The 26280-nt window shown below is 63.9% G+C and carries 28 protein-coding genes, 1 tRNA gene and 1 pseudogene; 10 read left to right on the top strand and 20 right to left on the bottom strand.

Features of this window, described 5'->3' with window-relative positions; all coding sequences use genetic code 11:
- The first annotated feature begins 54 nt into the window (after positions 1 to 54).
- The 4 genes from purL (at position 55) to G7077_RS10185 (ending at position 4494) form a co-directional block, all read left to right on the top strand.
- Positions 55 to 2295 (top strand): phosphoribosylformylglycinamidine synthase subunit PurL, encoded by a 2241-nt coding sequence (gene purL / locus G7077_RS10200; protein ID WP_166411605.1) that lies wholly within the window; start codon positions 55 to 57, stop codon positions 2293 to 2295.
- A 55-nt stretch (positions 2296 to 2350) separates the two neighbouring features.
- The gene (locus G7077_RS10195; protein WP_166411604.1) at positions 2351 to 2545 is read left to right on the top strand and encodes a (2Fe-2S)-binding protein; all 195 of its coding nucleotides are present in this window, start codon (positions 2351 to 2353) and stop codon (positions 2543 to 2545) included.
- A gap of 112 nt (positions 2546 to 2657) precedes the next feature.
- Entirely contained in the window at positions 2658 to 3137 is a 480-nt protein-coding gene (gene bfr, locus G7077_RS10190) for a bacterioferritin (protein ID WP_166411603.1), read from the top strand.
- Between the two features lie 88 nt (positions 3138 to 3225).
- A complete protein-coding gene (locus tag G7077_RS10185; protein WP_166411602.1) occupies positions 3226 to 4494 on the top strand; it encodes a DUF418 domain-containing protein in 1269 nt (422 codons plus the stop codon).
- On the opposite strand, the gene G7077_RS10180 is transcribed toward G7077_RS10185, so the two are convergent.
- The 8 genes from G7077_RS10180 to guaA all read right to left on the bottom strand — a co-directional run bounded on the left by G7077_RS10180 (position 4491) and on the right by guaA (position 11704).
- Positions 4491 to 4874, bottom strand: coding sequence for an Hpt domain-containing protein (locus tag G7077_RS10180; RefSeq protein ID WP_166412443.1), 384 nt, complete (start codon positions 4872 to 4874; stop codon positions 4491 to 4493). The two genes, G7077_RS10185 and G7077_RS10180, sit on opposite strands and share 4 nt — an antisense overlap.
- 149 nt (positions 4875 to 5023) lie before the next feature.
- On the bottom strand, positions 5024 to 6376 hold the full coding sequence (gene der, locus G7077_RS10175) for a ribosome biogenesis GTPase Der (RefSeq protein ID WP_166411601.1): 1353 nt from the start codon (positions 6374 to 6376) through the stop codon (positions 5024 to 5026).
- A 42-nt stretch (positions 6377 to 6418) separates the two neighbouring features.
- Positions 6419 to 7750: an outer membrane protein assembly factor BamB family protein gene (locus G7077_RS10170; protein ID WP_206367623.1), complete on the bottom strand. Its 1332-nt coding sequence runs from the start codon at positions 7748 to 7750 to the stop codon at positions 6419 to 6421.
- A 2-nt stretch (positions 7751 to 7752) separates the two neighbouring features.
- Entirely contained in the window at positions 7753 to 8460 is a 708-nt protein-coding gene (locus tag G7077_RS10165) for a tetratricopeptide repeat protein (RefSeq protein ID WP_166411599.1), read from the bottom strand.
- A 129-nt stretch (positions 8461 to 8589) separates the two neighbouring features.
- Positions 8590 to 9459, bottom strand: coding sequence for a 3-methyl-2-oxobutanoate hydroxymethyltransferase (panB, locus tag G7077_RS10160; protein WP_166411598.1), 870 nt, complete (start codon positions 9457 to 9459; stop codon positions 8590 to 8592).
- A 39-nt stretch (positions 9460 to 9498) separates the two neighbouring features.
- Positions 9499 to 9813 (bottom strand): hypothetical protein, encoded by a 315-nt coding sequence (locus tag G7077_RS10155; protein ID WP_166411597.1) that lies wholly within the window; start codon positions 9811 to 9813, stop codon positions 9499 to 9501.
- Positions 9814 to 9884: 71 nt separating this feature from the next.
- Complete coding sequence (locus G7077_RS14570) at positions 9885 to 10040, bottom strand: DUF1660 family phage protein (RefSeq protein ID WP_166411596.1); 156 nt, start codon at positions 10038 to 10040, stop codon at positions 9885 to 9887.
- An 89-nt stretch (positions 10041 to 10129) separates the two neighbouring features.
- The gene (gene guaA, locus G7077_RS10145; protein ID WP_166411595.1) at positions 10130 to 11704 is read right to left on the bottom strand and encodes a glutamine-hydrolyzing GMP synthase; all 1575 of its coding nucleotides are present in this window, start codon (positions 11702 to 11704) and stop codon (positions 10130 to 10132) included.
- Positions 11705 to 11820: 116 nt separating this feature from the next.
- Between guaA and G7077_RS10140 the strand changes: the two genes are divergently transcribed.
- Together G7077_RS10140 and G7077_RS14565 are read left to right on the top strand one after the other, a co-directional pair.
- Positions 11821 to 12183, top strand: coding sequence for a response regulator (locus G7077_RS10140; protein WP_166411594.1), 363 nt, complete (start codon positions 11821 to 11823; stop codon positions 12181 to 12183).
- A 72-nt stretch (positions 12184 to 12255) separates the two neighbouring features.
- Positions 12256 to 12657, top strand: coding sequence for a PilZ domain-containing protein (locus G7077_RS14565; protein WP_425505322.1), 402 nt, complete (start codon positions 12256 to 12258; stop codon positions 12655 to 12657).
- Here the strand turns inward: G7077_RS14565 and G7077_RS10130 are convergent.
- From G7077_RS10130 to G7077_RS10110, 5 genes are all read right to left on the bottom strand, one after another.
- Positions 12654 to 13181 (bottom strand): hypothetical protein, encoded by a 528-nt coding sequence (locus G7077_RS10130; protein ID WP_166411592.1) that lies wholly within the window; start codon positions 13179 to 13181, stop codon positions 12654 to 12656. The genes G7077_RS14565 and G7077_RS10130 overlap by 4 nt on opposite strands.
- 139 nt (positions 13182 to 13320) lie before the next feature.
- Positions 13321 to 13740 carry a 50S ribosomal protein L17 gene (rplQ, locus tag G7077_RS10125; protein ID WP_166411591.1) on the bottom strand — a complete coding sequence of 140 codons (420 nt, stop codon included), beginning with the start codon at positions 13738 to 13740 and terminating at the stop codon, positions 13321 to 13323.
- Positions 13741 to 13898: 158 nt separating this feature from the next.
- Positions 13899 to 14663 carry a molybdopterin-dependent oxidoreductase gene (locus G7077_RS10120; protein ID WP_166411590.1) on the bottom strand — a complete coding sequence of 255 codons (765 nt, stop codon included), beginning with the start codon at positions 14661 to 14663 and terminating at the stop codon, positions 13899 to 13901.
- Positions 14660 to 15412 carry a cytochrome b/b6 domain-containing protein gene (locus tag G7077_RS10115; protein WP_166411589.1) on the bottom strand — a complete coding sequence of 251 codons (753 nt, stop codon included), beginning with the start codon at positions 15410 to 15412 and terminating at the stop codon, positions 14660 to 14662. Before G7077_RS10115 ends, G7077_RS10120 begins: the two co-directional genes overlap by 4 nt.
- Positions 15413 to 15455: 43 nt before the next feature.
- A tRNA-Glu gene (locus tag G7077_RS10110) sits at positions 15456 to 15531 on the bottom strand.
- A 161-nt stretch (positions 15532 to 15692) separates the two neighbouring features.
- On the opposite strand from G7077_RS10110, the gene G7077_RS10105 reads away from it, so the two are divergent.
- The gene (locus G7077_RS10105; RefSeq protein WP_166411588.1) at positions 15693 to 17600 is read left to right on the top strand and encodes a hybrid sensor histidine kinase/response regulator; all 1908 of its coding nucleotides are present in this window, start codon (positions 15693 to 15695) and stop codon (positions 17598 to 17600) included.
- Here the strand turns inward: G7077_RS10105 and G7077_RS10100 are convergent.
- The 4 genes from G7077_RS10100 to G7077_RS10085 are packed head-to-tail and all read right to left on the bottom strand — an operon-like array spanning position 17597 to position 19837.
- Positions 17597 to 18640, bottom strand: a complete 1044-nt coding sequence (locus G7077_RS10100; protein WP_166411587.1) for an AI-2E family transporter — start codon at positions 18638 to 18640, stop codon at positions 17597 to 17599. The genes G7077_RS10105 and G7077_RS10100 overlap by 4 nt on opposite strands.
- A gap of 49 nt (positions 18641 to 18689) precedes the next feature.
- Complete coding sequence (locus tag G7077_RS10095; RefSeq protein ID WP_166411586.1) at positions 18690 to 18971, bottom strand: PilZ domain-containing protein; 282 nt, start codon at positions 18969 to 18971, stop codon at positions 18690 to 18692.
- Positions 18972 to 19019: 48 nt separating this feature from the next.
- The gene (locus tag G7077_RS10090) at positions 19020 to 19304 is read right to left on the bottom strand and encodes a hypothetical protein (RefSeq protein WP_166411585.1); all 285 of its coding nucleotides are present in this window, start codon (positions 19302 to 19304) and stop codon (positions 19020 to 19022) included.
- A 20-nt stretch (positions 19305 to 19324) separates the two neighbouring features.
- Positions 19325 to 19837, bottom strand: coding sequence for a DNA-deoxyinosine glycosylase (locus tag G7077_RS10085; protein WP_166411584.1), 513 nt, complete (start codon positions 19835 to 19837; stop codon positions 19325 to 19327).
- A gap of 55 nt (positions 19838 to 19892) precedes the next feature.
- On the opposite strand from G7077_RS10085, the gene G7077_RS10080 reads away from it, so the two are divergent.
- Positions 19893 to 21062, top strand: a complete 1170-nt coding sequence (locus tag G7077_RS10080) for a glycosyltransferase family 4 protein (RefSeq protein WP_166411583.1) — start codon at positions 19893 to 19895, stop codon at positions 21060 to 21062.
- A gap of 1 nt (position 21063) precedes the next feature.
- On the opposite strand, the gene G7077_RS10075 is transcribed toward G7077_RS10080, so the two are convergent.
- Positions 21064 to 21651 (bottom strand): PadR family transcriptional regulator, encoded by a 588-nt coding sequence (locus tag G7077_RS10075; protein WP_246167145.1) that lies wholly within the window; start codon positions 21649 to 21651, stop codon positions 21064 to 21066.
- Between the two features lie 125 nt (positions 21652 to 21776).
- Between G7077_RS10075 and G7077_RS10070 the strand changes: the two are divergent.
- Positions 21777 to 23089, top strand: a pseudogene (locus G7077_RS10070) (replication-associated recombination protein A).
- 39 nt (positions 23090 to 23128) lie between these two features.
- Positions 23129 to 24442 carry a mechanosensitive ion channel gene (locus G7077_RS10065; RefSeq protein ID WP_166411582.1) on the top strand — a complete coding sequence of 438 codons (1314 nt, stop codon included), beginning with the start codon at positions 23129 to 23131 and terminating at the stop codon, positions 24440 to 24442.
- 3 nt (positions 24443 to 24445) lie between these two features.
- Here G7077_RS10065 and G7077_RS10060 read toward each other — a convergent pair whose 3' ends face one another.
- Complete coding sequence (locus G7077_RS10060; protein ID WP_166411581.1) at positions 24446 to 24769, bottom strand: hypothetical protein; 324 nt, start codon at positions 24767 to 24769, stop codon at positions 24446 to 24448.
- A complete protein-coding gene (locus tag G7077_RS10055; protein WP_166411580.1) occupies positions 24766 to 26241 on the bottom strand; it encodes a hypothetical protein in 1476 nt (491 codons plus the stop codon). Before G7077_RS10055 ends, G7077_RS10060 begins: the two co-directional genes overlap by 4 nt.
- Between the last annotated feature and the right edge of the window lie 39 nt (positions 26242 to 26280).

Here is a 26280-nt window from a genome sequence, read left to right as displayed (position 1 = left end):
CCCGGGGCCACCCCCGGGGTTTTTTTATGCGTGCCTCGCCGCTAGTGCGCCGACATGACCGCCCCCATCACGCCCGAGATCGTCGCCGAGCATGGCCTTAGCGAGGAAGAATACCAGCGCATTCTTAAGGCACTCGGGCGGGAGCCGAACCTGGTCGAGCTCGGCATTTTTTCGGTCATGTGGTCGGAGCATTGCTCCTACAAATCGTCGCGCGTTCACTTGAAGAAGCTGCCCACCGAGGCGCCGTGGGTCATCTGCGGTCCCGGCGAGAATGCCGGCGTGATCGACATCGGCGACGGCGACGCGGCCATCTTCAAGATGGAGAGCCACAACCACCCGTCCTACATCGAGCCGTACCAAGGTGCGGCGACCGGCGTCGGCGGCATCCTGCGCGACGTGTTCACCATGGGCGCGCGGCCGATGGCCAACCTGAATGCGCTTCGCTTCGGCAATCCCGAGCATCCTAAGATGCGCCACCTCATCAGCGGCGTCGTCTCCGGCATTGGCGGCTATGGCAATTGCGTCGGTGTTCCTACCGTCGGCGGAGAAGTGAACTTCGACCCGGCCTACGACGGCAACATCCTGGTCAATGCGATGACGGTTGGCGTCGCCAAGACTGACAAGATTTTCTATTCAGCCGCAACGGGCATTGGCAATCCGATCGTCTATGTCGGCTCCAAGACCGGCCGCGACGGGATTCATGGTGCGACCATGGCCAGCGCCGACTTCGACGAGAACAGCGATGAAAAGCGCCCGACCGTCCAGGTCGGAGACCCGTTTACTGAGAAGCTGCTGATCGAGGCCTGCCTCGAGCTGATGGCCACGGACGCGATCGTCGCCATCCAGGACATGGGCGCTGCCGGGCTTACCTCCTCCTCCGTCGAAATGGCGAGCAAGGGCGGCGCGGGCATCCGGCTCGACATGAACAAGGTGCCGTGCCGCGAGGAAGGCATGACCCCGTACGAGATGATGCTCTCCGAAAGTCAGGAGCGCATGCTGATGGTCCTGAAGCCCGGCCGCGAGGCCGAGGCCGAGGCGATCTTCCGCAAGTGGGAGCTGGACTTCGCAGTCATCGGCGAGGTGACCGACACCGGCCATATGGTGCTGGAGTTCGACGGCGAGGTGGTGTGCGACATTCCGCTCGGCCCACTTGCGGACGAAGCGCCGGAATATGAGCGGCCGTTCATCAGCCGCGATGAGTATAAGGCCTGGGCGCAGGTAAAGCCGCTTGGCGAAATTCCGGCCAACGCGGATGTTGCGGCCGACTTGCTGAAGCTGATGGGCTCACCCAACCTCGCCAGCCGCCGCTGGATCTGGGAACAGTATGATCACCAAGTCGGCGGCGACACGGTGCAACGCCCCGGCGGCGATGCGGCTGTGGTCCGGGTGCACGGAAGCGAAAAGGCGCTGGCAATGACCACGGACGTGACTCCGCGCTATTGCTATGCCGACCCGTTCGAAGGGGGGAAGCAGGCCGTCGCCGAGGCCTACCGCAACCTGTCCGCAGTTGGCGCGAAACCGCTGGCGATCACCAACTGTCTGAACTTCGGCAATCCGCAGCGGCCGGAGATCATGGCCCAGATCGTCGGCTGCCTCGACGGAATGAGCGAGGCCTGCCGCACGCTCGACTTCCCGATCGTGAGTGGCAACGTGTCCCTCTACAACGAGAGCAAGGCAACCGGCGGGGGCAGCGCAATCCTGCCGACGCCGGCCATCGGCGGGGTCGGGCTGCTTGCCGATTGGAGCAAGTCGGCAACCATCGCCTTCAAGGATGCGGGTGACATCATCGTCCTCATCGGCGAGCACCGCGGTCAGCTGGGCCAGTCCCTTTGGGCACGGGAAATCCGGGGCGACACGGGAGGCGCGCCGCCGAGCGTCGACCTTGCCGCGGAGCGCCGTGCCGCCGAGTTCGTGCGCGAGCGGATCGCAAGCGGTTGCCTGACCGCCGTTCACGACGTCGCCGATGGCGGCATTGCCGTTGCTCTTGCCGAAATGGCGCTGGCGGGGAATGTCGGTGCGCTCGTCGACGGCCTTGAGCTGGTTGGAGGATCGGCCGCCTTGTTCGCGGAAGATCAGGGGCTATTCGTTGCGACGGTTGCCGATCACGCAATCCTCGATCTGCTCGGCGACGCGACGGAGCGCGACATCCCGATTGCGCCGATCGGCCGCACGGCGGGCACGCGCCTGATCTTTGAATTCAGCGACAGCGACCACGCGGTATCGATTGCCGACCTCCGTAAGGCGCATGAAGGCTTCTTCCCCAAGCTCATGGGCGGTGACGGCGCAGTCGCCTGATCGGACCTTAAACTCGTAGTTGCGAGTGTGTCGCAATAGTGGTATAAGCCGACTCATGATCGTGTGCGTCTGCAATGCCATTCGCGAGGAAGAGATCCGCGGGGTCGCCAAGTGCGGCGCGCGCTGCCCGCGATCTGCCTACGCGGCACTCGGCTGCGAGCCCCAATGCGGCACCTGCCTCGACTATGCGCAGGAGATCATCGACGAAGTTCACGTCGAAGCACGCACGCCGGAGCGGATCGCCGCCTGAACTTGCGGCTGCGACTAACTCTCATTCGCAAATAATTCGCAGTTTTCCGCCGCTTTTCTGCTGGCCACAAAGGATCTTCGAGAGTAGAAGCTGCGCTCAAAGGAGATCGGGCATGAAGGGCAATCCGCGGGTCATCGAGTTGCTGAACGACGCCCTCAAGGCCGAACTCACCGCTATCAACCAATATTGGCTCCACTACCGCCTGCTCGACAATTGGGGCGTCAAGAAGCTCGCTGATTACGAGCGTCACGAGTCGATTGACGAGATGAAGCATGCCGACCGCTTTTCGGAGCGCATTCTTTTTCTCGACGGCCTGCCGAACTTCCAGGCGCTGAACCGGCTTCGGATCGGTGAGACGGTCGAGGAGATCCTGAAAGCGGATCTGGAAGCCGAATATGAGGCGGTCGAAATGTACCGCAATTCCGTCGCGGAGTGCGAGGCGCTGCGCGATTATGCCTCCCGCGACCTCTTCTCGGAAGTGCTCCGAAACGAGGAGGAGCATGTCGACTTCCTTGAAACGCAATTCGAAATGATCCGGCAGATGGGCCTGCCTAATTATATCCAGCTGCAGTCCGAGGCGGCCGAGGACTGATACGGCGACGTGTTCGTCGAATTCCCTTTCACAGGTGTATTAGTCTGCTACATCACCTAGGCTCGATGATCGAGTTGGGGATTGCAGGATGGCAGGACAGGCAGAACGCGCTGCAAAGGACCGCATCGTCACGCTGGACGTGACGCGCGGCATTGCCGTGATGGGCATCTTTTCCGTCAACGTCGTCGGCATGGCGATGATCCAAAGCGCCTATTTCTACCCGCCCGCCTTCGGTTTCGACGGACTTGGCGACCGGATCATGTGGTTGCTGAACTTCATCTTCATTGACGGAAAGCTTCGCGGCCTCTTCTCGGTCATGTTCGGCGCATCCATCCTGCTCGTCATGGATGCGGCGCGGCGTGCCGGCCGCGATCCGTGGAAGACCCACTATGCACGCATGCTGGTCCTGCTCGGGTTTGGACTTCTTCACTTCTTCGTCCTGTGGTGGGGCGACATTCTGACCCACTACGCCGCCGTCGGGATGGTGGTAGTCTTGCTCAGCAAGCTAAACGCCCAGCGTCTATTTGCCCTGTCCGCGGTCGCCTTCATCGCCTTTGCGGCTCCCGGCGTCTATTTCTTCAACAAGGAAGCGCAGAGCTACCATCATTCACTGGAGCCCGGTGCGCCGCCCGAGTTGAAGAAGAAGTGGGCGGAGCGGATGGCTGGTATTCGGCCGGACGCAAAGGCCATCTCCGAGGACCGAGCCGCCCACGCCAGCATCCCGGCCCACTTCCGCGCAGCGCAAGAAAAAGGCCCCCTCGCACCGCTCGACCTCGGACCGCTCTGGATTGAGACGCTTGGGTTCATGCTGCTCGGCATGGCAGGTTATAAATCAGGGTTCCTGACCGGCGCGTGGGATGACCGGCGCTATTGCAGGGTCGCAATCCTCTGTTTTGGCGGGCCGCTGGTCATATTCGCGGCATTCGGCGCCTATGCTTGGCAATACGGCTTTGCACCCATCGAGTTTACTATGGTCAACCGCATCTATGCGCCGCCGCTTCGTCCGATCATGGCGATGGGCATCGCCGCCCTGATCATCCTCATGTTCCGGGAAGGCAGTGCACTTCGCGACCGCTTTGCCGCCGTAGGCCGCACGGCGTTCAGCAATTATATCGCCTGCACCCTTATCGGCACCTTCGTCTTCTACGGGTTCGGGCTTGACCTCTATGCGCAGCTGTCGCGCGGGGAGGCTTGGCTGCTCGTGCCACCCGTATGGGCCTTCATGCTCCTATGGTCGAAGTGGTGGCTGGAGCGCTTCCACTATGGTCCGCTGGAGTGGCTGTGGCGAAGCCTGTCGCGGCTGGAGCTGCAGCCGCTTCGCAGGACCACCGCTGATCGACCGATGGAAGTGGCCTAGAGCCGACCGAAGCCCTGATTGGTCACCTTGCGCCCAAAGCCGCCGGGTGCCGGCTGCGGACCGCGGGAGCGCAGCGGGTTCGTAGCCTTGTCGAACAGCTGGATCGTCTCGTCGAACAAGCGGCGAAGCTCCACCACGTCCTTTACCAATTCGTCCGGGAAGCGCTTGGTCTCAATGCAGATACGCGCGGTCGACTCGATCAACTCGGCCACGGTCGCCAAGGGGTTGGCGCCGAACTGACGGGCCTCGCCCTTCAGCGTATGCGCCGGGATGACCAGACCGACCGTATTCTGCTCCCGCATCGCTTCTTCAAGCTGCGTGATCGACTTGGTGCCGTCTTCGTGAAAGTAGCTGAGCACCCGGATGAACGCCGGCCCCATCTCGGACCTGGTCTTCTCGAAGTGTGCCCAATCGATGATATCGTTCGCCGCCTCGACCACGATAGTCGTTGCTCCACTGTCAAAAGCGACCGGTCACCCCGGCCGTGGTCCCACCAGCCGGTTTTACGCCCAAAAGGGTAAAGGGAAACTTAGCGTTGGTCCGGTTGGAACGGGTTTCGTGACCCACGCAGCGTCAGGCGGAGAGGAACCGGCCCAAGCTCCAGGTCGCGGCGGAGCGCGTTGAGCAGGTATCGGCGATAGCTTTCGGGTATTTCGTCGACGCGGTTGCCGAAGATGACGAAGCTCGGCGGACGGGTCTTCACCTGCGTGATGTACCTGAGCTTGATCCGCCGACCGCCCGGTGCGGGCGGCGGATTGGCGTCGATCGCTCGTTCGAACCAGCGGTTGAGCTCGCCCGTCGACACTCGCCGGCTCCATTGTTCGCGGAGTTCAAAGGCGACCTGAAGGATGGTGTCCGTGCCCTTGCCGGTCTTGGCCGAGACGGTCAGCACCGGGACGCCCTTGAGCTGCGACAGCCCTTCCTCAAGCGCCGCCTTAACTCCGTTGAACAGCGAGGAGGCATGCTCCGCAACGTCCCACTTATTGAGTGCGATGACGAGCACCCGGCCCTGCTCGATGACCGCGTCGGCGATCTTCAGGTCCTGAACCTCAAGGCCCCGCGTCGCGTCGAGCAGGAGAACGACGACTTCGGCAAAGTCGATCGTGCGAAGCGTATCCGCAACCGATAGTTTCTCCAGCTTGTCCTCGATCTTGGCGCGTTTCCGCAGGCCCGCCGTGTCGACCAATCGTACCGGGCGGCCCTGCCATTCCCAATCGAGGCTGATGGAGTCGCGCGTGATGCCCGCTTCGGGACCGGTGATCATGCGCTCTTCGCCGAGCAGCCGGTTGACCAGGGTCGACTTGCCGGCGTTGGGACGGCCGACGATCGCCAGTTTCAGCGGCCCGTCGGGACGGTCCTCCTCTTCTTCCTCGTCCGATTCCTCCCGCTCGACGAACGGCCGCAAGGCTTCGAACAGGTCGACCACGCCTTCGCCATGTTCGGCGCTGATCGCCAGCGGCTCGCCGAGGCCAAGCGCAAATGCCTCCATCCGGCCGGACTCGCCCGCCTTCCCCTCGGCCTTGTTCGCGGCGACGATGACGGGGGTGTCCTCCACCCGAAGCCAGCGCGCGATCTCTTCATCGAGTGGCGTCAGTCCCTCTCGGGCATCGATCAGGAACAGGGCGACGTCGGCCTCGCGCACCGCGGCTTCGGTCTGCCGGCGCATGCGCCCGGGCAGGCTTGCTGGATCCTCATCCTCGAAGCCGGCGGTGTCCACGATCCGGAATTCGAGACCGAGCAGGCTGGCGTCGCCCTCGCGCCGGTCACGGGTGACGCCGGGCCGGTCGTCGACCAGAGCAAGCTTCTTGCCCACCAGCCGGTTGAACAGCGTGGATTTGCCGACGTTGGGGCGGCCGACGATGGCGACGGTGGGAAGGGGCATGCCCCTCCCCTGCCCGCCGGGGTTCAGCCGGTCAACTCGGCGCTAGCGAAAGGCGCGAAGGCGGCCGTCGTTGTCGAGCACGTAAAGCGTCGAATTGGCGACCACGGGCGCAAGGCTGATGCCGGTACCGACTGCCGTCTGGCCCTGCACGGCGCCGTTGGTCGGATCGACGCTGATGATCGCACCTTGCGAACTGACCACGATGAGCCGGTTGCCGGCAAGGATCGGGCCTGCATAAGTGATGAGCCCGCGTTTGGACTTTTCCTTGCGGAACTGCGGCAGCTCGGTGATCCAGCGAACCCGTCCCGTGGTGCGCGCGACAGCCATCAGCTTGCCTTCATCGGTGACCACGAACACCCAATCGCCGGCAACCCAGGGCGTGGAAATGCCGGCGATGTTGATTTCCCACATGCGCTGCCCGCTCAGCAGCTCAAGCGCGACCATCCGGCCGCCCTGGCCGACGGAGAAGACCTGGCCGTTATCGATTACCGGGTGCGCGTCGATGTCCGACAGCGAGGAGACGCTCGTCGTAGTAACGCTGGTGCGCGACAGGGTGTCTTGCCACAATGCGCGGCCATTCTCGTATCGGAACGCGTTGAGCTCGCCCGACGAGAAACCGGCAACCACTGTGCCCTGCGCAACCGCGGGGCTTGCGGAGCCGAAGACGCCGGCGATCTCCAGGGATGCCGCACCTTCCCAAATCCTCTCGCCATTGCTGGTCCGCAGCGCGTAGATCTGGTTGTCCTGGCTCATGACGTAAACGCTGTCGTAAGCGACCGTCGGCGCACCCCGCAGCGGTCCGCCCGGGCGAACCTGCCAGATCAGCCCACCGTTGCGCTCGTCCAACGCCGCGACATAGCCGAGGCCGTTGGTCGCATAGATGCGCCCGCTATCGTAGGCGATGCCTCCGCCGTAGAGCGATGCTTCGTTGCCCTTGTCGACGCCGAAGCGCGACTGCCATAGCTGGGCACCGGTCTGCGCATTGAAAGCGCGGACGGTGGCATTGGTGTCGATGGTGAAGACATGATCGCCGGCGACGACCGGCGGCGATGCCAGGCGGGCCTTGAGCGTGCTTCCCTGGCCGGCGGAGACGGCAAACGCCTGTCCCAGTGTGCCGCCAAGGGCAAGGTGACCCATGGATTTCTGCGCGTTGCCGCCCGGCTGGGCCCATTGTGCATTCGCCACGGGCGCGGGCAGGTTCATCGGCAGCGCTGCAAGGGCTGGATCGACCTGGGCGCCGGATTCCGCCGACAGGACCGCGACGCGATCGCCAAGTACCGGCGTCTTCTTCGGCCCCTTGTTGAAGATGCTGCAGCCGCCTGCCGCCATCGCCAGCATGAGGAGCGCTGCGGCGCGCATTGCCTTTGACGTCATTCTCATCGCCCTTGTGGATTCAATAGTTGGATGGAGGCGCTTGCATCGACCCCCAGCGTTCCGGCCAACTGGCCGGCGCGGCTACGCAAGGCAGCCGGCACTTCGGGGTCCGCAGCGATTGCCGCGTACATCCGCCCAGCCTCAGCCTTCTTGCCCTGCTTGATAAGCGCCGCGGCCGTCAGCTCGCCCGCCGTTCCGAACCACGGGTTCCCCGCCTTGGCATAAGGCTGCAGCCGCGCGATGACCTGATAGGGCTTCAGCGTATCGAATTCCAGGCTGGTCTTCCGGATGGTCGCGAGGTCGCGATAGGCTTCCGGGACGTCATCGTCCGCCGCGACCTGCCCATATTCCGCAATCGCTGCGGCGCGGTCATTGCCGTTCAATGCAAGCGCTGCGCGCGTCAGCCGTGCGGTTGCGCGCATCGCGCCGTCGCTGTCGGCCGCCAAACTGCCCAGCTCCGACTTTGCGGCAGCTTCCGTCGGAGTTCCGACCTTGCGGAAGATGCCGACAAGTTGCTCGGACTGCGCCGACGCATGCTCATTCTGCCGGTGCTGCCAGAACAGGTAGCCGCCTGCGGCCAGCAGGAAGATTACAACCAGCGCAATCAGCCAAGGCAGGTTCTTTCGGGCGAAGTCCCGCGCCTGATCGCGCTTCAGATTTTCTTCGACCTCACGAAGGAAGGAATCGCCACTGTCGGGAGCAAGCGCCAAGAAAGCCTCTAACCTTGTGAAAATTCGGCTCAGCCGCGATCCCCCTGACCCACCCAATGTGAACCGAAGCTGGCGGCGCTTCGTCTAGCGCCGGACACGCAAAACGCAAAGCGGATTGCGCGCGGGCGCCTACGAGCGCGCTTTGTAGATCTGGTCCGCCGTCGGGAAGGCGCGGCTCCGGACCTCGCCGGCATAGGCTGCGGCGGCATTGCCGATGCGCTGGGCAAGATCGTCGTACCGCTTGACGAAGCGGGGTGTCCGCTCGAACAGGCCGAGCATGTCTTCGGTCACTAGCACCTGGCCGTCGCAGTCGGCCGAGGCGCCGATGCCGATTGTCGGTACCCCCACTTCGCCCGTGATGCGGGTCGCGATCTCGTCGACGACACCCTCCACGACAAGGCAGAAGGCACCCGCTTCCGCGACCACGACGGCATCCGCGAGGATCTTAGACGCTTCCTCCTCGCTCCTCCCGCGTGCTCCGTAGCCCCCGAGAGTATTCACCGCCTGCGGCGTAAGGCCGACGTGGCCGATGACCGGGATGCCGCGCTCGCTGAGAAAGCGGACGGTCGGAGCCATAGCGCGGCCCCCTTCCAGCTTCACCGCCGCGCACCCCGTCTCCTTCATGATTCTGCATGCATTCGCAAAGGCCTCCTCGGGCGAGGCCTCGTAGGAGCCGAAGGGCATGTCGACACCGACCAACGCATGCCAGCTTCCCCGAACCACCGCTGCGCCGTGCGCGCACATCATCTCCAGGGTCACCGGAATGGTCGACGGAAGACCGTAAATCACCTGGCCCAGGCTGTCGCCGACCAGCAGCATGTCGCAATGCGCGTCCAGCAACTGCGCAGTGCGCATCGTGTAGGCAGTCAGCATCACGATCGGCTGTTCGGTTCTTCCGTTCACCTTGCGGGCGCGGATGGACGGCACTGTTGTGCGCTTTCCCGGCACCGGCGACGGAGTCGCGCGGCTGGTGCTGTTGTCGATGGTGAACGTGGACATGCGCAGGTCTTAGCGGCTGCAGGCCGGACGGGCAAAAACTCAGAAGCGGAGCGACAGACCCACGGCGGCGCGGCGCGCCTTGCGCGGCTCAAGTGCGATCGGCAGATCCTGGGCCGCAAGACGTCGCCTGGGCTGGGCGTGAAACCTGCCGATCCCGACGACCGCACTCGACGTTACCGGAACGGCGGCAATGAACGGCAACCCGGGCTGCTCCTCCTGTTGGAAACGCGGCATCCTGAAATGTGCGCTGGAGCGAGCCGTTGTTACGAATGGGCGTACGGCAACGGGAGGTGGCACTGCGTCGCCGATGCCGGCTGCAGCCGCAACGATCAGCAATGCCCCGATTCCTGCCATCCTTCTCCCTTCAGCAGCATCCTTGTTAATGCAGGAGAAAGGTGGCGGTTCCGACCATCGTGTTGGTCGCTTCAAAGTTTCGAGATCGCGGGCCGCCAGTCGCCATGCTGGTGCCGCACCAAAGGTTCGCCGCAGCGCTTGCACACGCTTTCCCATTGCATGGTGTCTGAGTTGAAGCGCGCTTTTCGTGCCGAGCGCTTATGACCGAAGACCTTGCATATCAGCATCCCCTATCCCCCACTTCGGCGCGTACCTTGCCCCAAAAAGGAATGAACGCTGCCGTGCGTCGGAAATCAAGAGTTTACTGGCCGCCGGTTTACTCCCATTCAATGGTTCCCGGCGGCTTGGAGGTATAATCGTAGACGACCCGGTTGATGCCCTGCACCTCATTGACGATCCGGGTCGCAACCCGGCTGAGGAAAGCAGGATCGAATGGAAAAACGTCGGCGGTCATCCCGTCGACGCTGGTGACCGCACGGAGGCCGCAGACGCTGTCATAGGTGCGATGATCGCCCATCACGCCTACCGTCCGCACCGGTAGCAGCACCGCGAACGCCTGCCAGATTGCGTCATACAGCCCCGCGTTGCGGATCTCCTCAAGGTAGATCGCATCGGCTTTGCGGAGGATGTCGCAGCGCTCCTTGGTGACTTCACCGGGGATGCGGATCGCCAGCCCGGGTCCAGGGAACGGATGCCTGCCGACGAATTGATCGTTGAGGCCCAGCTCGCGGCCGAGCGCCCGGACCTCGTCCTTGAACAGCTCGCGCAACGGCTCGACCAGCTTCATGTTCATCCGTTCGGGCAGGCCGCCGACATTGTGGTGGCTCTTGATCGTCACGCTCGGCCCGCCGGTGAAGGACACGCTTTCGATCACGTCGGGGTAGAGGGTTCCCTGCGCTAGGAAGTCGGCACCGCCCAGCTTCTTGGCTTCCTCCTCGAACACGGCGATGAATTCGCCGCCGATGAACTTGCGCTTGGCTTCCGGGTCGGTGACTCCGGCGAGGCCCGACATGAAGCGCTCCTCCGCGTCGACGACGACCAGCGGAATGTTGTAGTGATCGCGGAACAGCCTTTCGACCTGCTCCCGCTCGTTCAATCGCAGCAGGCCATGATCGACGAAGACGCAGGTCAGCTGGCTGCCGACCGCCTCGTGGATCAGGATCGCCGCCACGGAGGAGTCGACTCCGCCGGAGAGGCCACAGATCACTCTTCCGCTTCCGACCTGCTCGCGGATCTCCTTGATCTTGGCCTCGCGGTAAGCGCCCATCGACCAGTCGCTGGAGACGCCGCAGATCTTGTGGACGAAGTTGGCGAGCAGCTTGCCACCGTCCGGCGTGTGCACCACCTCCGGATGGAACATCATCGAATAGCGGCGGTTCGCCTCGTCCGTGGCGATCGCAAAGGGTGCGCCGGGTGAGGTCGCCACCACCGCGAAGCCGGGCGCGAGAGTTTCGACGCGGTCGCCATGGCTCATCCACACCTGATGGCTTTCGCCGACGTTCCAGACGCCCTCGAACAGCGCGCTCGGCGCTACCACCTCAACGAAGGCGCGGCCGAATTCGCGGTTGTCGGAACTCACCACCCGCCCGCCGAGCTGCTGGTGAAGCGTTTGCTGGCCATAGCAGATGCCGAGGAGGGGCACGCCGCTGTCGAACAGGATCTGCGGAGCCCGCGGGCTGTCCTCCCACGTCACGGACGACGGTCCACCCGAGAAGATCACACCCTTTGGCGCAAGTCTTTCGAAGGCCTCGGCGGCCGAGTTGAACGGCGCGATCTCGCAATACACTCCGGCTTCCCGCACCCGGCGGGCGATCAGCTGGGTCACCTGGCTTCCGAAATCGACGATGAGGATGGAATCGCCGGTGGCGAGCGATGGAGGTTGCGCCGTCATGGCTGCCCGTTAGCCGTTCTGGCAGCGGAGGCAAGTTCACCCCGGCAGGGCGCTTGAACAAAGGTCGCCAAGCCGACTTTTGGGAGCTTATCGTCCATCAAGTCATTAAATGGGTCATGCACGTATTCATCATCGAAGACGAATATCTCATCAGCCGCTCGCTTCAGGATATGCTGGAGGGGCTTGGCTTCACGACGTTCAGTTTCGCTCGATCCGAGGACGCAGCCGTGATGGGCGCCGGCGAGCAGAGCATCGACCTCATCACCGCCGACGTTCGCTTGTTGCCGGGCGACGGGCTGAAAGCGGTCAGCGAAATCTGCCGCAAACGCCGAATTCCCGTGGTCTTCATCACGGCCTATGCGGAAGAATTGCAGGACCGCGCGCCCGACGCGATCATCGTCCAGAAACCCGTCAAGGCGGATGCGCTCTCAGCAGCCGTGAAACAGGCGCTCGGCCAACGACCGGCCGTTCAAAGCTGACGTGCTCAGCGGCACGTTAACCTCTTCTGGTGCTTCAGCCTTAACCGGTCCCGAGTAAATCGACATTTGGACGTGGTTCGGGCAGCTCGGCTGCTGCCTGTGAGTGAAAGACGTCCTGTGCGGGTTCGTGCAGGGAGCGGTGAAGTGCAAGGCAACAGTGAGCGGTTTGGTCGGGAACGGCGGATCTCCGTCCAATTCGAAGCCCTTATAAGAGAATCGGACGGCTGCGAGTTCCGCGTCCAGGTTCTCGACGTTTCAAGCTCCGGTTTCCGGATCAACTCGCATGCCGAACTGGACGTCGGCGCCGAGGTCATGCTGCAGCTTGCGCGGTCGCGCCCTCTTCGGGCCCAGATCTGCTGGACTCGTGGGCGGGAGGCCGGGGGATCTTCCTCGACCCTGCCGAGGCGCTCGCGTAAAGAAAAAGCGCGGGCGATCCGAAGAACGCCCGCGCCTCTCATTCCATCATCCGCTTAGTAGCGGCGATAGGTTCCATACGGCTGATACGGGCTGTTGTAGGTGCCGTAGCCATAGCGTGTGTTGGTGCGGTCAAGGTCGATGTCGGTGATGTAACCGCGGTAATCGACGTTGCACTTGAACGCGAACTCCTGCGGTACTCCATTGTAGCCGCCGTAGGCCGCCGACTGCGCAATGCCGCGCACCCGCATCTTGCCGTTCGAGCGCGGCTCGACGCTGGTGATGGCAGCAACGCGGGCACCGCCGTTGTAACCGCCGTAGCCAGCGTAACCGCCATACTGACGGTTGACCCGATCAGTCACCGCGGCGGCGCATTGGTTCACTGCCGCCTGGCTGTTCATGCCATAACCGCCGTAACTGTTGTAACCGCCATAACCAGGGTTCAGGATTTGACCGAGCACCTGGCCGACGACGTTGCCGCCGCCGTAACCGTAGCCGGGGTAGATCTGAGCGGAGGCCGGAGTTGCCGCGGCCATCGCCGCGAGGCCAGCGCCGCCAGCAAGCAGATATTTGATCGCCGTCATGGGCTTTCTCCTCAACTGGGACTTTCTTGCCGGCACAACGCACGGCTGTCCTGTTGGGATGCCTACATGATTCGCAATGGGGTGGTGCTGAACCGCATGTTGTCCGCGGTTCAGCGACCTTAACGAAGGTTCGACGCGCTTAGGCGGCCTCGAACTCGTCTTCGGTCACAACCGGACCGCTGTCCTGACCCTTGGCCGAAACGTCGCGGTCGACCAATTCGATAATCGCGATCGGTGCCGCATCCGACTGGCGGATGCCGGCCTTGATGATGCGGGTGTAGCCGCCCTCACGGCCGGCGTAACGCGGGGCGATGACGTCGAACAGCTTCACCAGCTGCGCATCGTCGAGCAGGCGGGCATGCGCAAGGCGGCGATTGGAAAGGCCACCCTTCTTCGCAAGCGTGATCAGCTTCTCGACATAGGGGCGAAGCTCCTTCGCCTTGGCGGTGGTGGTGGTGATCTGCTCATGCTTGATCAGCGCGGCAGCCATGTTGCGGAACAGGGCCGCACGATGGCTCGAGGTACGCTGAAGCTTCCGTCCGCCGACGCGATGACGCATAGTCTTTCTCCGTTCGTCAGGAGCCCGTGTGAGGTAGCTCCAGCCAGGCGGTGCTTGAGGGGACCGCCCATGACCCTGAAAACAAAAGCGGAGCGTTTCCGCCCCGCGATGACGCCGCCTCAACCCGAAAAGCGCCCACAAGTCAAGGCGAAGCAACGCTAAATGCCGGCGTACCACTCGTAGCCCGCGACATCCTCCCAATAGCCGCCCTTGCCGCCATAGGTATGTGCCAGCGTGGTCACCGCCTCGATGCGCTGGACATATTTCGCATGCTTGTAGCCGAGTTGCCGCTCAATCCGCATGCGAAGCGGGGCACCGTTCTGCACCGGCAAAGGCTGATCGTTTATCGCCCACGCCAGAATGGTTTGCGGATGCGCGGCGTCGATACGGTCGATCGATTCATACCACATCGTTCCGTTCGACTGCCTGTCGGCGCAGTGAAAGACGATGAAGCGGGCTTCCGGCCGAATGCCCGCCAAGTCGAGCAGGATCTTCAGCGGGACGCCGGTCCACTTGGCGATCGCGCTCCAGCCCTCGACGCAATCGTGGCGGGTGATCTGCGTGCGCGCCGGCAGCGCCTTCACCTCGGCCAGTGAAAATGCGCGAGGGCGAGATACGGCCCCGTCCACGATCAAGTTCCAGTCGGCAAACTGGTTGGCGAGATGCGCGGCATAATCGGGCCCCGCCGGCATTCTGGTGCCGTTGGGACGAAAGATCGGCGAGCGCTGCGAAGGCGCGAACTCCTGAGCCAGGGCCGTCCGGTTTTGGAGAAGGCGCTGAACCGCCTGGTTGGCCTTTTCGCCGGTTCCGAGCAGCGCCCGGAATTCCTCATTCTGGCCCAGGCGGTCGCAGCCCGCCAACAAGCCGCCGCCGCCGGCAATCATGCCCCCGACCAATGCGCGGCGGGTGATCAGGCGGCTCATCCATCCACCTCCGGTGCGGCCTGATCGAGAGGGAGGCGATAGCGGCCGGTAATCATCGAGCGAACCTCATTGAACGGCCCGGCAAGTAGCACCAGCGCCAGGTGGACGATGGTGAAGGCAAGGATCAGCGCCGCGCAGATGAAGTGGATTGAACGCGCGGACTGCCGGCCGCCCATCAGGTCCATTGGCCAGTGGAACACCGCGTTAAGGCCAGGCGACAGGCACATGCCGGTCAGGATCAGCAGGGGCAGGAGGATGAAGATCACGGCCACATAGGCGATCTTTTGAAGCACGTTGTACCGCAATGCCGCTTGCCCCGTCGGGAAACGCAGCCGTGCGTGGTCCATGATGTCTTGCCAAAGGTGCCGCGGCGCCAATTCCGCACGCGATAGCCGCAAATCCCGCTGAATGTGGCGGTTGGCAAGGCTCGCCACCAGATGGAACAGCAGCCCGAGGCTCAGGATCCAGGCGAAGAACAAGTGCCATTGGCGCGACAACGCCAGATTGTACGTCGACGGTATCGTTGCCCAGCCGGGAAACGGGCGGCCCTGGAAGGACAACCAGGGCCGATCAAAGTTCGCGCCGTAATTTCCCCAGTAGAGGTGCGGGTGGGCGTTGAAGATCATCGCGCCGCTCATCAGCATGACGACGACGGTCACCGCATTCACCCAATGCCAGATTCGGGTCGGCAGCCGATGCCGGTAAACCAGATCGCCGCCCCGGGCGGATTGATCGGCTTCGTCCGCCATGCCTCCTGGTACAGGAGTAACCGTCGGCGGGGAAGCGGGCGAATGGTGACCCCTACGGGACTCGAACCCGTGTTTTCGCCGTGAGAGGGCGACGTCCTAGACCGCTAGACGAAGGGGCCTCGCCGAGGAGGCGGCCATATGTGAGCTTCCGTGCCGCCAGTCAATCCAGCCTCACGGACCGCGGCGGCAGACGTTTTACCTTGCTTTCAAGGCCTCCTGACTACAGGTGAGCCGCAGGGGTGGGCGTTGCCGGTCAATACCGGCTAACGGCTAGGCGTGCATGACTGATCTCGGGACGATTTCACACAACGAGCGCTTTCAGCTCCTCGTCAGCGCGGTCACCGACTACGCCATCTATATGCTCGATTCGACGGGTCGGATCTCCACCTGGAACGCCGGCGCGCAGCGGTTCAAGGGCTACGCCGCAGACGAGATCATCGGCGAACATTTTTCCCGCTTCTTCACCGACGAGGATCGCGACAGCGACCTCCCCGGCCGAGCACTCAGGATCGCCGCGCGTGACGGCAAGTTCGAATCCGAAGGTTGGCGGGTGCGAAAGGACGGCACGCGCTTCTGGGCACACGTGGTGGTCGACCCCATCCGCGATGAAGATGGTCAGCTGCTCGGCTTCGCCAAGATCACCCGCGATGTGACCGAACGTCGTCAGCAGGAACAGGCGCTGTTCGAAAGCGAGCAGCGTTTCCGCCTGCTCGTGCAGGGCGTGCGCGACTATGCGATCTACATGCTCGACAGGAATGGCATCATCACCAACTGGAATTCAGGTGCTGAGGCCATCAAGGGCTATTCGGCCGACGAGATCGTCGGGCAGCATTTCTCGCGCTTTTACACCGATCACGACCGCGCCAGCGGCGAGCCGCAACGGGCGCTGGAAACGGCTCTGCGCGAAGGAAAATATGAGCGGGAGGCCTGGCGCGTGCGCAAGGATGGCTCCTTGTTCTGGGCACATGTCCTGATCGATCCGATCTACAACGAACAGGGCGAGCATGTCGGCTTCGCCAAGATCACCCGCGACGCGACCGAGAAGAAAAGAGCGCAGGAAGAGCTGGACCGAACCCGCGAAGCACTGGCCCAATCGCAGAAGCTGCAGGCACTGGGTGAGCTCACGGGCGGCATTGCCCACGACTTCAACAATCTGCTGACCGTCATCTCGGGCTCCGCCGATTTCCTGATCCGCCGACCGGATCTCTCTGACGAGAAGAAGCAGCAATATCTCTCGGCAATCGCCGAGACGTCCGCAAGAGCGACGTCGCTGACCAACCATCTCCTCGCATTCGGGCGTCGTCAGCCGATCAAGCCGCAGGTCGTTGACGTCAACGAGCGGCTGCAGAGCTTCGCCAACGTCATGGGACGCACCCTCGGCAGCCACGTGGAGCTGGTGCTCGACCTAGAAGCCGACGCCGGCAACGTGGAGGTCGACCTCTCCCAATTCGAAACTGCGGTCCTCAACGCGGCGCTTAACGCCCGTGACGCGATGCCCGACGGCGGACGAATTACGCTCAGCTCGCGCCGCGAAGCGGACGCGGACGGCGTTGTGGTGCGAGTGTCCGTTGCAGACACCGGCCTCGGCATGCCCCAGCGCGTGCTGGATCGGGCCTTTGAACCCTTTTTCACAACCAAGGAGATCGGCAAGGGGACCGGGCTTGGCCTGTCGCAAATCCACGGCTTTGCGGCCCAGGCGGGGGGACGCGCCGAAATCGACTCGGTCGAGGGCACCGGAACAACCGTGTCGCTGCTGCTGCCGGCAAGCGGCAAGGCGGTCGGCGCCGACGTTACGGAGCAGGCAGATGCGTCTGTTCCGCCCAACCTGAAGGTGCTGCTGGTTGAGGATAATGCGGACGTGCGCGGCTTCGCCGAAGATCTTCTTCGCGATCTTGGCTGCGAGGTTCACCTCGCCGCCTCCGCCGAGGACGCGCTTTCCCAACTCCCGGATGTGCAGCCCGACCTCGTCTTTTCGGACGTGGTCATGCCGGGCATGGGCGGCCTCGAACTCGCAGCGCAGCTCAAGCGTGCACATCCCGGCCTGCCCGTGCTGCTGACGACCGGGTACAGCGACGAACTGGTCAAGGGATTGCCGGATTCGGCCGTGCTGGTGAAACCTTATGGGGCAAAGGAACTTCGTCGGGCGATCACCCGCCTGCTTGCGACACAGGACGCAGCGGCCGCCTAGCCCTTGTCTTCGCCAGGGATGGGGGTCTCAGTTCCCAATGTTTCGCGAACATAGAGCTTCTTGACCATCACATAGGTGACGACCGCCAACGGTGCGGCGAACAGAACGCCGATGGCACCGAACAGGATGCCGAAGGCGATCAGTGAAAACAGCAACACCACGCCCGGCAGGTCGACCGCATATTGCTGGACGAGCGGTTGCAGCAGATAGCTCTCCACCTGCTGAACCGCTGTGTAGAGCAGCACCACCCAAAGCGCCATTTCGGGGTTTACCGCCAAGGCTATCAGCACCGCGGGAATGGCGGCAATGATTGGTCCGGCGAAAGGCACGAACTCCAGCAGGCCGGCGAGTAGACCTAGCGCCAATGCGGACTGCATGCCCAGCAGCCACAGGCCAAGGCCGGTCATCAGCCCGACGGCCACCATGGCGATGAGCTGACCCTTGAGCCACAGGCGAAGCGCGCGCTCGCTGTCGTCCATCGCGCTCGAGACCAGGTCGCGCTTAGCCTCGGGCACCAGCTTGATCGCTCCTGTCTTGTAGAAGCGCGGCTGCGCGGCGAGGAAGATGCCGCCGAAGATGATCACCAGTGCGTCCGCCGCCGCATTGCCGATGGACATGATGATACGCCCGAAATTGCCGATGCCGCCGCTTGCACCCTCCCGCGCCGTCGCGAGTGCCCGGCGGACGAAGTCATTGTCGCCGACCCTCTCCTCGAGGGATTTTACCGCTTCCGGCAAGGTGGCGCCCAATTGATCGATCTGACCGCGTACCTCGACTCCGAAGAAGGCGACGAGTAGCGCCAAGGCGCCGAACACGATGGCGACCGCGATGGCTACGGAAACGCCGCTCGGCATCCTGCTCCAGCGGCAGATCGGGTCGGCCAGGGAGCGGAAAACGGCGGCAACGACCACCGCGCCGAATAGCATCACCACGACTTGCCTTAGCTGCCAGGCAAGCAGGGCCAGCGCGACCAGACCGATAACGATCAGCACGCGGCGAACGAACATCCTATCGTCGATGGATTGTGAAGGTTGCGCCATTGATGAAGCTAAGCGCTTGCCGCGCGCTCCTGTTCCGGCAGCGGAACTGTCAGTCTTCGAAGCGGATTCCCGCGCTTCCAAGCAACGACCAGCGTACCTGTGCGCGGAAGCTCTGAAGGCCGGCAACATCGAGGCTCAGCCATTCGCCGATCTCCAGGATGCGATCGGTGCATTCGATCCGGCAGCCATCGCACGACAAGTCGTGGATCACGACCGGAAAGACCTGATCGTCGGCGCGGCGCGCGTAACCGTTGAGCTGTACGGGCAGGCGTTCCTCACGCCCGACCCAGCCCGGCTCCCGCCGCATATCCAGTGCAACACGCGTCGCCATTCGGGTCGGCATAACGGCTAAACGTAACCGAATGTTGAATAGGGCTGTTCAGCTCCGTTCGCTGAGAAAGCGCATCAGTTCCGCAAGGGTCGATTCCATCTGGTCCTGCATCTGGCTGACCAGCTCATTCTCCCGCATGCCGACATGGTCGAGCGGCTTGGAATAGCTATCCGAAAAGGCGGTCAGGTCGTTGCGGTCGAACACGCCCTTGGCCACCAGCTTGGCAAGGATCACCAGGAGGCCGTTGGTGTTCGCGATCGTGCCCGCGACCAAAGCTTCGTCGACCATCGACAATTGCTTGTCGCTCTCTTGGGTTTCCTCGTCTGCTGTCATGAATGTCATCCTGCACGGCTCTACGCTTCGTGCAACCGCTTTGCTCCAGCCCAGCGGCTCAACTCGGCCCACGCCAATGACTTGGCGGCGAAGGTGGCCGTGTTGGCAGCGCTGGACGATGGCAGCGTGATCAGGTGCAGCCCCGACGTCCTGCCCTCAAGCATCGGCAAGCCCGCCTTGGCTGCCGCAGTGCCATTGAAGGCAACGGCACGAACCTGGGGGAAGCGATCCAGCAGCGTCTCCAACGCGTTATGCTCGGGATCGCGGATCGCCTGATCAAGGCTGCCTGGACGGCGCGCCGACGCGATCACGTCCCACAAGCCAACCTGCCGCCCGGCAAGACGTTCAAGCCGCTGCTGGTAGTCCAGGTCCGCAAGCGGCTCGTCGAGCGCGCTGCCCAGCAAGCGCCAGAATTGATTGGTGGGGTGCGCATAATAACGCTGCGCCGCGAGCGAGGCATCGCCGGGAAGGCTTCCCAGGATGAACAAGGTCGCGTCATTGGGCGCGACGGGCGGAAGGCCGATCTTCAACATAAAGCAAGCGATGCCCTCATTTGCCTTTGCAGCCTGCTCCTTTAAGGGCTGGGCGGTGGACCCGACCGAGCTCCGGATCGCCCTCTTTTCGGGCAATTACAACTATGTGCGCGACGGTGCCAACCAGTCGCTCAACCGGCTTGTCGGCTATCTCTTGAAGGTGGGCGCCCAGGTGCGAGTCTATGCGCCGACAGTGCCCGAACCGGCTTTCGAGCCGACCGGCGACCTGATCAGCGTCCCGTCCGTCGCCATTCCATTCCGGCCCGAGTACCGCCTGGCGCTTGGACTGCCGGGCCGAATTCGCCGGGATGTTCAGGAGTTCGACCCGAACATCGTGCAGGTGTGCAGCCCCGACATCGCATCGCATCGGGCGCTGACCTGGGCGCGGCGTCGCGGCATTGCGACCGTCGGTTCGGTCCACACCCGCTTCGATACCTACCTCGAATATTATCACCTGGAGGCATTCGAGCCGACGGTGCGTGCCATCATGCGGCGCTTCTACGGCCGCTGCGACGCCCTGCTCGCACCGGCGGAGTCCATGGCGGCGGTGCTTCGTGCGCAGCGGATGAACAAGGATATCGCGATCTGGTCGCGCGGGATCGACCATGCGCAGTTCAACCCCGGCCGCCGCGACCTCGCCTGGCGGCGCGGCCTCGGCGTTGCGGATGAGGAGTTCGTGGTCGGCTTTCTTGGCCGGATCGTCATGGAAAAGGGCCTGGACGTGTTCACGGCCGCGGTTCGAACCCTTGCGGATCGCGGCGTTCCGCACCGCGTGCTCGTCATCGGCGAAGGCCCCGCCCGTCCCTGGATGCAGCAGCAGCTGCCCGAAGCCATCTTTCTCGGCGAGCAGGTGAAGGACGATCTTGCCCGCGCGCTCGCCAGCGCCGACGTTTTGCTCAACCCCTCGATCACCGAGACGTTCGGCAACGTCACTCTGGAGGCAATGGCCTGCGGCTTGCCGGTCATCGCCGCAGCAGCGACCGGGACGACGAGCCTCGTCAAGGATAACGAAAATGGCATCCTGGTCGAGCCGGGGGACACGGAGGCGATGGCCGAAGCGCTTGAAGCCTATGCGCGGGAACCCGAACTTCGGGCCCGCCATGGCGAGGCGGGCCTGAAGCTCGCCTCGGTCCGTGACTGGGACACGATCAACTCGGCCGTGCTGCGGGTCTATGACCGGGTCATCCGCAAGCGCGCGCGGCTGGAACGGGTAAAGGGCCGCTAGGCTACTTCGCCCGTTCGATTCGCTGCGCGGCCTCGTCGAGGATGGCCGCGATCTCGTGCAGCAATTCGTCGTCGACCCCGTCGCGGGCGACACGCTCGCCCAAGGCAGTCATCAAATTTCGGACGGCGCGTCGAACCGGCGGTCCTCCCGCGTGGCGTTCGCCCGGCGCTAGTTCGGCAAGGCGGGCAAGCAGCCGCTCGACCTCCTCCGCATTCTCCGCAAGATGGGCCCGGCCCTCGGCGGTGACCTGAAACGGTTTGCGCGAGCCCTCGGCCGCCGCTTCCTCGATCAGGCCCATGTCCTGAAGCATGGTCAGCGTCGGATAGACGACGCCGGGGCTGGGCGCATAGCGGCCGCCCGTCAATTCCTCGATGGCGCGGATGAGGTCGTAGCCGTGGCGCGGCTCGTCCGCGATCAGCTTCAGGAGGACGAGCCGCAGCTCGCCGCCTTCGAACATGCGGCGCCGGTTGCCCGCGCGGCCGCCACGTTCGGCGAAGGGGTCGAAGTCGAAGCCTCCAAACCCACGGTGACGCCCGCGCATGGCGACCATGCCGGCGAGAGCCTCCAGATGGCGGCGGTGATGACGCATGTGCCCGCGTCCATGGCATTGATGATGGTGCATGAAGATCCTTTCGATGCCTCTAAGATATATCTGAGAGCCATCAGTGCAAGTGCCTGTGTGCAATTTGTCTTTGTGACTTCTAGAGGGACCGCATGGCCGACCTGTTCGGAGATCCGCAGACCACACCGGCAGCGCCCGACGACACCGCCCCGCTCGCCGACCGCATACGTCCCGCGTCGCTCGCCGACGTGGTCGGACAAGACCATGTAGTCGGGCCCGACGGCGCGATCGGCCGAATGGTGGCGGCCGGCAAATTGTCGTCGATGATCCTGTGGGGTCCGCCCGGCACTGGCAAGACCAGCATCGCCCGCCTTCTCGCCGATGCGGTCGGCATGCGCTTCGTCGCCATCTCCGCGGTCTTCTCCGGCGTTGCGGACCTGAAGAAGGTATTCGCCGAGGCTGCTGCATCGCCGCGGCGGACCCTGCTGTTCGTTGACGAAATCCACCGCTTCAACCGGGCGCAGCAGGACGGCTTCCTGCCCTTTGTCGAAAACGGCACCGTCACCCTGGTCGGTGCCACCACCGAGAACCCCAGCTTCGAACTGAACGCCGCGCTGCTGTCCCGATGCCAGGTGCTGATCCTCCGACGTCTTGACGAAGCCGCGCTCGGCCGGCTGATCGAGAAGGCCGAAGCCGAACTCGGTGCACCCCTGCCGCTGACCGACGATGCCCGAGCGGCGCTGATCGCCAGCGCCGACGGCGATGGCCGCTTCCTGCTCAATCAGGTGGAAACCCTGTTCGACATCGCTCCGCCCGAACCACTCGGGCCTGGTGCGCTTGCCGAGCTTCTGCAGCGGCGGGTCGCGGTCTACGACAAGGATCGGGAGGGCCATTACAACCTCATCTCCGCACTCCATAAATCGATCCGCGGGTCTGATCCGCAAGCAGCGCTCTACTATCTCGCACGCATGCTCACCGCCGGCGAGGAACCCTTGTTTTTGCTTCGCCGGCTGACGCGGGCAGCCGTGGAGGACATCGGCCTCGCCGACCCGCAGGCGCTGGTCCAATGCATCGCGGCCAAGGATACCTACGATTTCCTGGGCTCGCCCGAGGGCGAACTGGCGATCGCGCAAGCCTGTCTCTATTTGGCGACCGCCCCCAAATCGAACGCCGTCTACGCGGCGCAGAAAGCGGCATGGCGGAGCGCCAAGGAAACAGGTTCGCTGATGCCCCCGCCCACATCCTCAACGCGCCGACGCGGCTGATGAAGGATGCGGGATATGGCAAGGGATACGCCTACGACCACGACACGGACGAGGGTTTCTCCGGACAGAATTATTGGCCCGACGACATGACCCCTCAACGCTTTTACGAGCCGTCCGGCCGTGGGTTCGAGGCCAAAGTGGCGGAGCGGCTGGCCTACTGGGACCGCCTCCGGGCGGAAAAGGAAACAAAGCCCGACTGATCGGGTTGGATGCGACACGGGAAACAGGGAACGGATGCGATGTACGACGATACGCAGCGAGTTTACTGGCAGAGCCAGGTAATGGAGTGGGGACCGCGCGTCCTGATCGCCGCCCTGATCCTGGTCGCGACCTGGCTGGTCGCCCGGGCGGTGAAATGGGGGCTCCAGAAGACCATCTCCCGGACCCCCGCGCTGCAAAAGCATACGCCGGGCAACCAGCATGAGACGGTAGGTCACCAGATCGGCACGGTCGCCAAGCTGATCGTCTGGCTGGTCGGCATCATGGCCGCGCTGCAATTTCTCGGCATCGGCCAGATCCTGCAACCGATCAACGCGCTGACCATGGACATCTTCAACTTCCTGCCGCGGCTGATCGGCGCCGGGCTGATCTTCTTCATCGGCCTGATCGTCGCGCGCATCGTTCGCCAGCTAGTGCAGACCCTGCTGGCCGCCGCCAATGTCGATGGGCTGCTTGCCCGCGCCGGGATCGGCAGCACGGAAGGCACGGTCCGCACGGACCCGGCCGCGGTTCCGCCCGGCACCACGCCTGGCGCGACCCGCACGAGCCTTGCGCGTGCCGCCGGCATTCTGGTGTTTGCATTGATCATAATCCCAGTCGCCATCGCCGCCCTTCAGGTGCTGGGCATCGAGGCGATCTCCGGCCCGGCGATCAACATGCTGAACCAGGTGCTTGGCGCCATCCCGCGTATCCTCAGCGCGGCGCTTTGGATCGGCATCGCCTTCATCCTCGCCAAATTCGTCAAGTCGATCATCGAGGCGATCCTTCCACCGACCGGCTTCGACCAGGCGATCCGCTCCACCGGCATCGTTCCGGCAAGCACAACGCCGTCGCGCGTGGTCGCCAACATCGCACTGGTCGCCATCGTGCTCATCGCCTCAATCGAAGCGGCGAAGCAGCTCGGCGGCGGGACGGTTGCCATCTTCCTGGCGCAGGTGACGGAGCTTGGCGGCAAGGTGATCTTCGGCACGCTGATCATCGTTGTCGGCATCTTCCTCGCACGCGTCATCTCCGGCCTGGTCGGAAGCGGCACCGGCGAGGGCGGCTATGCCCAGACGATGGTCAAATATGCGATCATCGCCTTGTTCACCGCCATCGGCCTCACCTTCATGGGACTTGCCGATGCGATCGTGCAGATGGCGTTCGGACTGATCCTCGGCTCGGCAGCAGTTGCCACGGCGCTGGCGTTCGGCTTGGGCGGGCGCGATGCCGCCGCGCGGGTGCTGGAGCGCTACGTCGACGACACGCCGCCGCCTGCCCCGCCTGCGCCGCCAAAGCGTATCCCGCCGGCGCCCCGCCCAACCGCGGACGACAGCCAGCCGCCTTTGGTCTGAGGCTTAGTTCCCGCCTTTGCCCGCTCGTTCGCCGTCCTTCCCCGTCTTGCGGAGAAGGGCGGCGGAGGGGGCCTTCTCAGGGCTGTCGAACGGTCCTCTTGCGACCGGGAGCAGGGTCTTGCGCGCTTCGCGATCGAGATCCCGATCGACCAGTTCCTTGCCCAGCATCAGCCGCGGCTTCGGCGCGGCGGGGGAGCTTGCGACGATCTTGAACAGGCCGTCCACCGCCACGTCGGGCGCGGCTTCCCCGGCCAGTGCGAAGCTGTTGTAGTAAGCGATCAGCGGCAGGATGCCGTCGGGGTTGAGCCGGTTGGCACGCGCGATCACCCCGCGTGCTTCCTTGAGCCGCGCGGCGCGTTGGGGGCCGGTCCACGTACCGCCAGCTGGGTCATCGCCGAGCCCTTCCACACCAACGCCGAGGGCTCGTCGGAGGTCATCGCCAAAGCACGGTCGGCGGACGCAAGGCACTCCGCGGCGTTACCGGAGCGGCATTCGGCCTCGGCAAGCAGCAGGTGATTTTCGATCAGCGCCGGGAAGCGTTGCGCGTTTGTGCGCAGCTGGTTCAGCCAGGCATCGCGCTGTCGGGCTGCGTAGGCGCGCGCCGTATCCCCTTCCGGAAGCTCGATGCGAGGCACCAGCTCCAACCGTCCGCGGACCAGGCCAGCCTCGGCGCGGGTCAGGCGCCGCACCGAGGGTTCCGGGATCTGGCCGGCGGGGAAGGTCAACCGCTCATGCTGCATCTTGCGCCCGCGGTAGTTGTTGACTGCGCGCTGCAGCTCCCCCGAATCGCCCAGCAAGGCGGCAGCGCTTTTCTGATCCTCGCCGCGCGCAAGGGCGGCGAGATAGGCCTTCAGCTTGGGTTTCCACTCCTCGGAGAAGTAGAGCATGTGGGCAATGCGCCACGCATGATAGGGCGTCCACGATCTCTTGGTGTTTAAGTACCGGCCATCGAGCAGCTGGGCGACGGGGAAGTCGTGAAACTCCTCCATCACCCGCCAGAAACCGACGGGGACATGGCCATATTCGACGTAATCGTCCTTCGCGAGCATCGTCGCGAACATCTCGCCGAACCCCTGAAGGTACCAGCGGGGGTAGGCCGCCGGAAAATAGGTCATCAGGTAGTTTTGCGCGAAGCCCGAGTAGAGGCGGGACTCGGCCGGCAGGCAGAATGCGATTTCGTTGCGGGGAAGTTGCCCGGCAATGCCGCTCCAATCCTCTGCCCCCGTGGTCGGATCGATCGACGGAGCGAAGCTGACGCTCTGCAATGACTGGTCGCCTTCGCCTGCAACACAATTGCGACTCGTCGGCTTACCTTCAGAGGGTCTAATGATCAGGTTCACGCCCGCATTGGTCGAGGCCAGCACCGGACCTTCCTCGCGCGGGTCATAGTAGACCGTTTTCGTGAACTGCGGGACGTAGGGCCCGTACTGCCAACGCGAGTCCGTCAGCCGAAGCTGCTCGAACCCGCCGGCATCGTCGATCATCGTTACCGCGATCTTGATCGTGTCGTCGGGGTCGCCAACACGGCCGGTCAGCGCCGTCAGGAGGAAGTGGAGCTTCTCCAGCTTGGACGCCGCATTGACGAGTAGCTTCTCATCGCCCTGGCTGAACACCACGACATGCGGCGTTTCCGCCATCCGCCAGCTGCTCATCTCGATCTTGGGTTCGCCGGGCTGGCGCTGCCGGGTGCCGGTGACCGTGATCGTCGTATCGCCATTCTTCACCGGCGCCGACAGCTGCGCCTCCGCAGGCATGCTCAAGGCAGCCGCCGCGCACATCAGCCAAGCCCGCTTCATCATCCGAAAATCTCCCCGAGCCCATGGATGAGATACCGAAAC

It is taken from the genome of Sphingomonas piscis (assembly GCF_011300455.1).
Lineage (GTDB): Bacteria > Pseudomonadota > Alphaproteobacteria > Sphingomonadales > Sphingomonadaceae > Sphingomicrobium > Sphingomicrobium piscis.
This window is presented reverse-complemented; position numbering and strand designations above follow the sequence as displayed.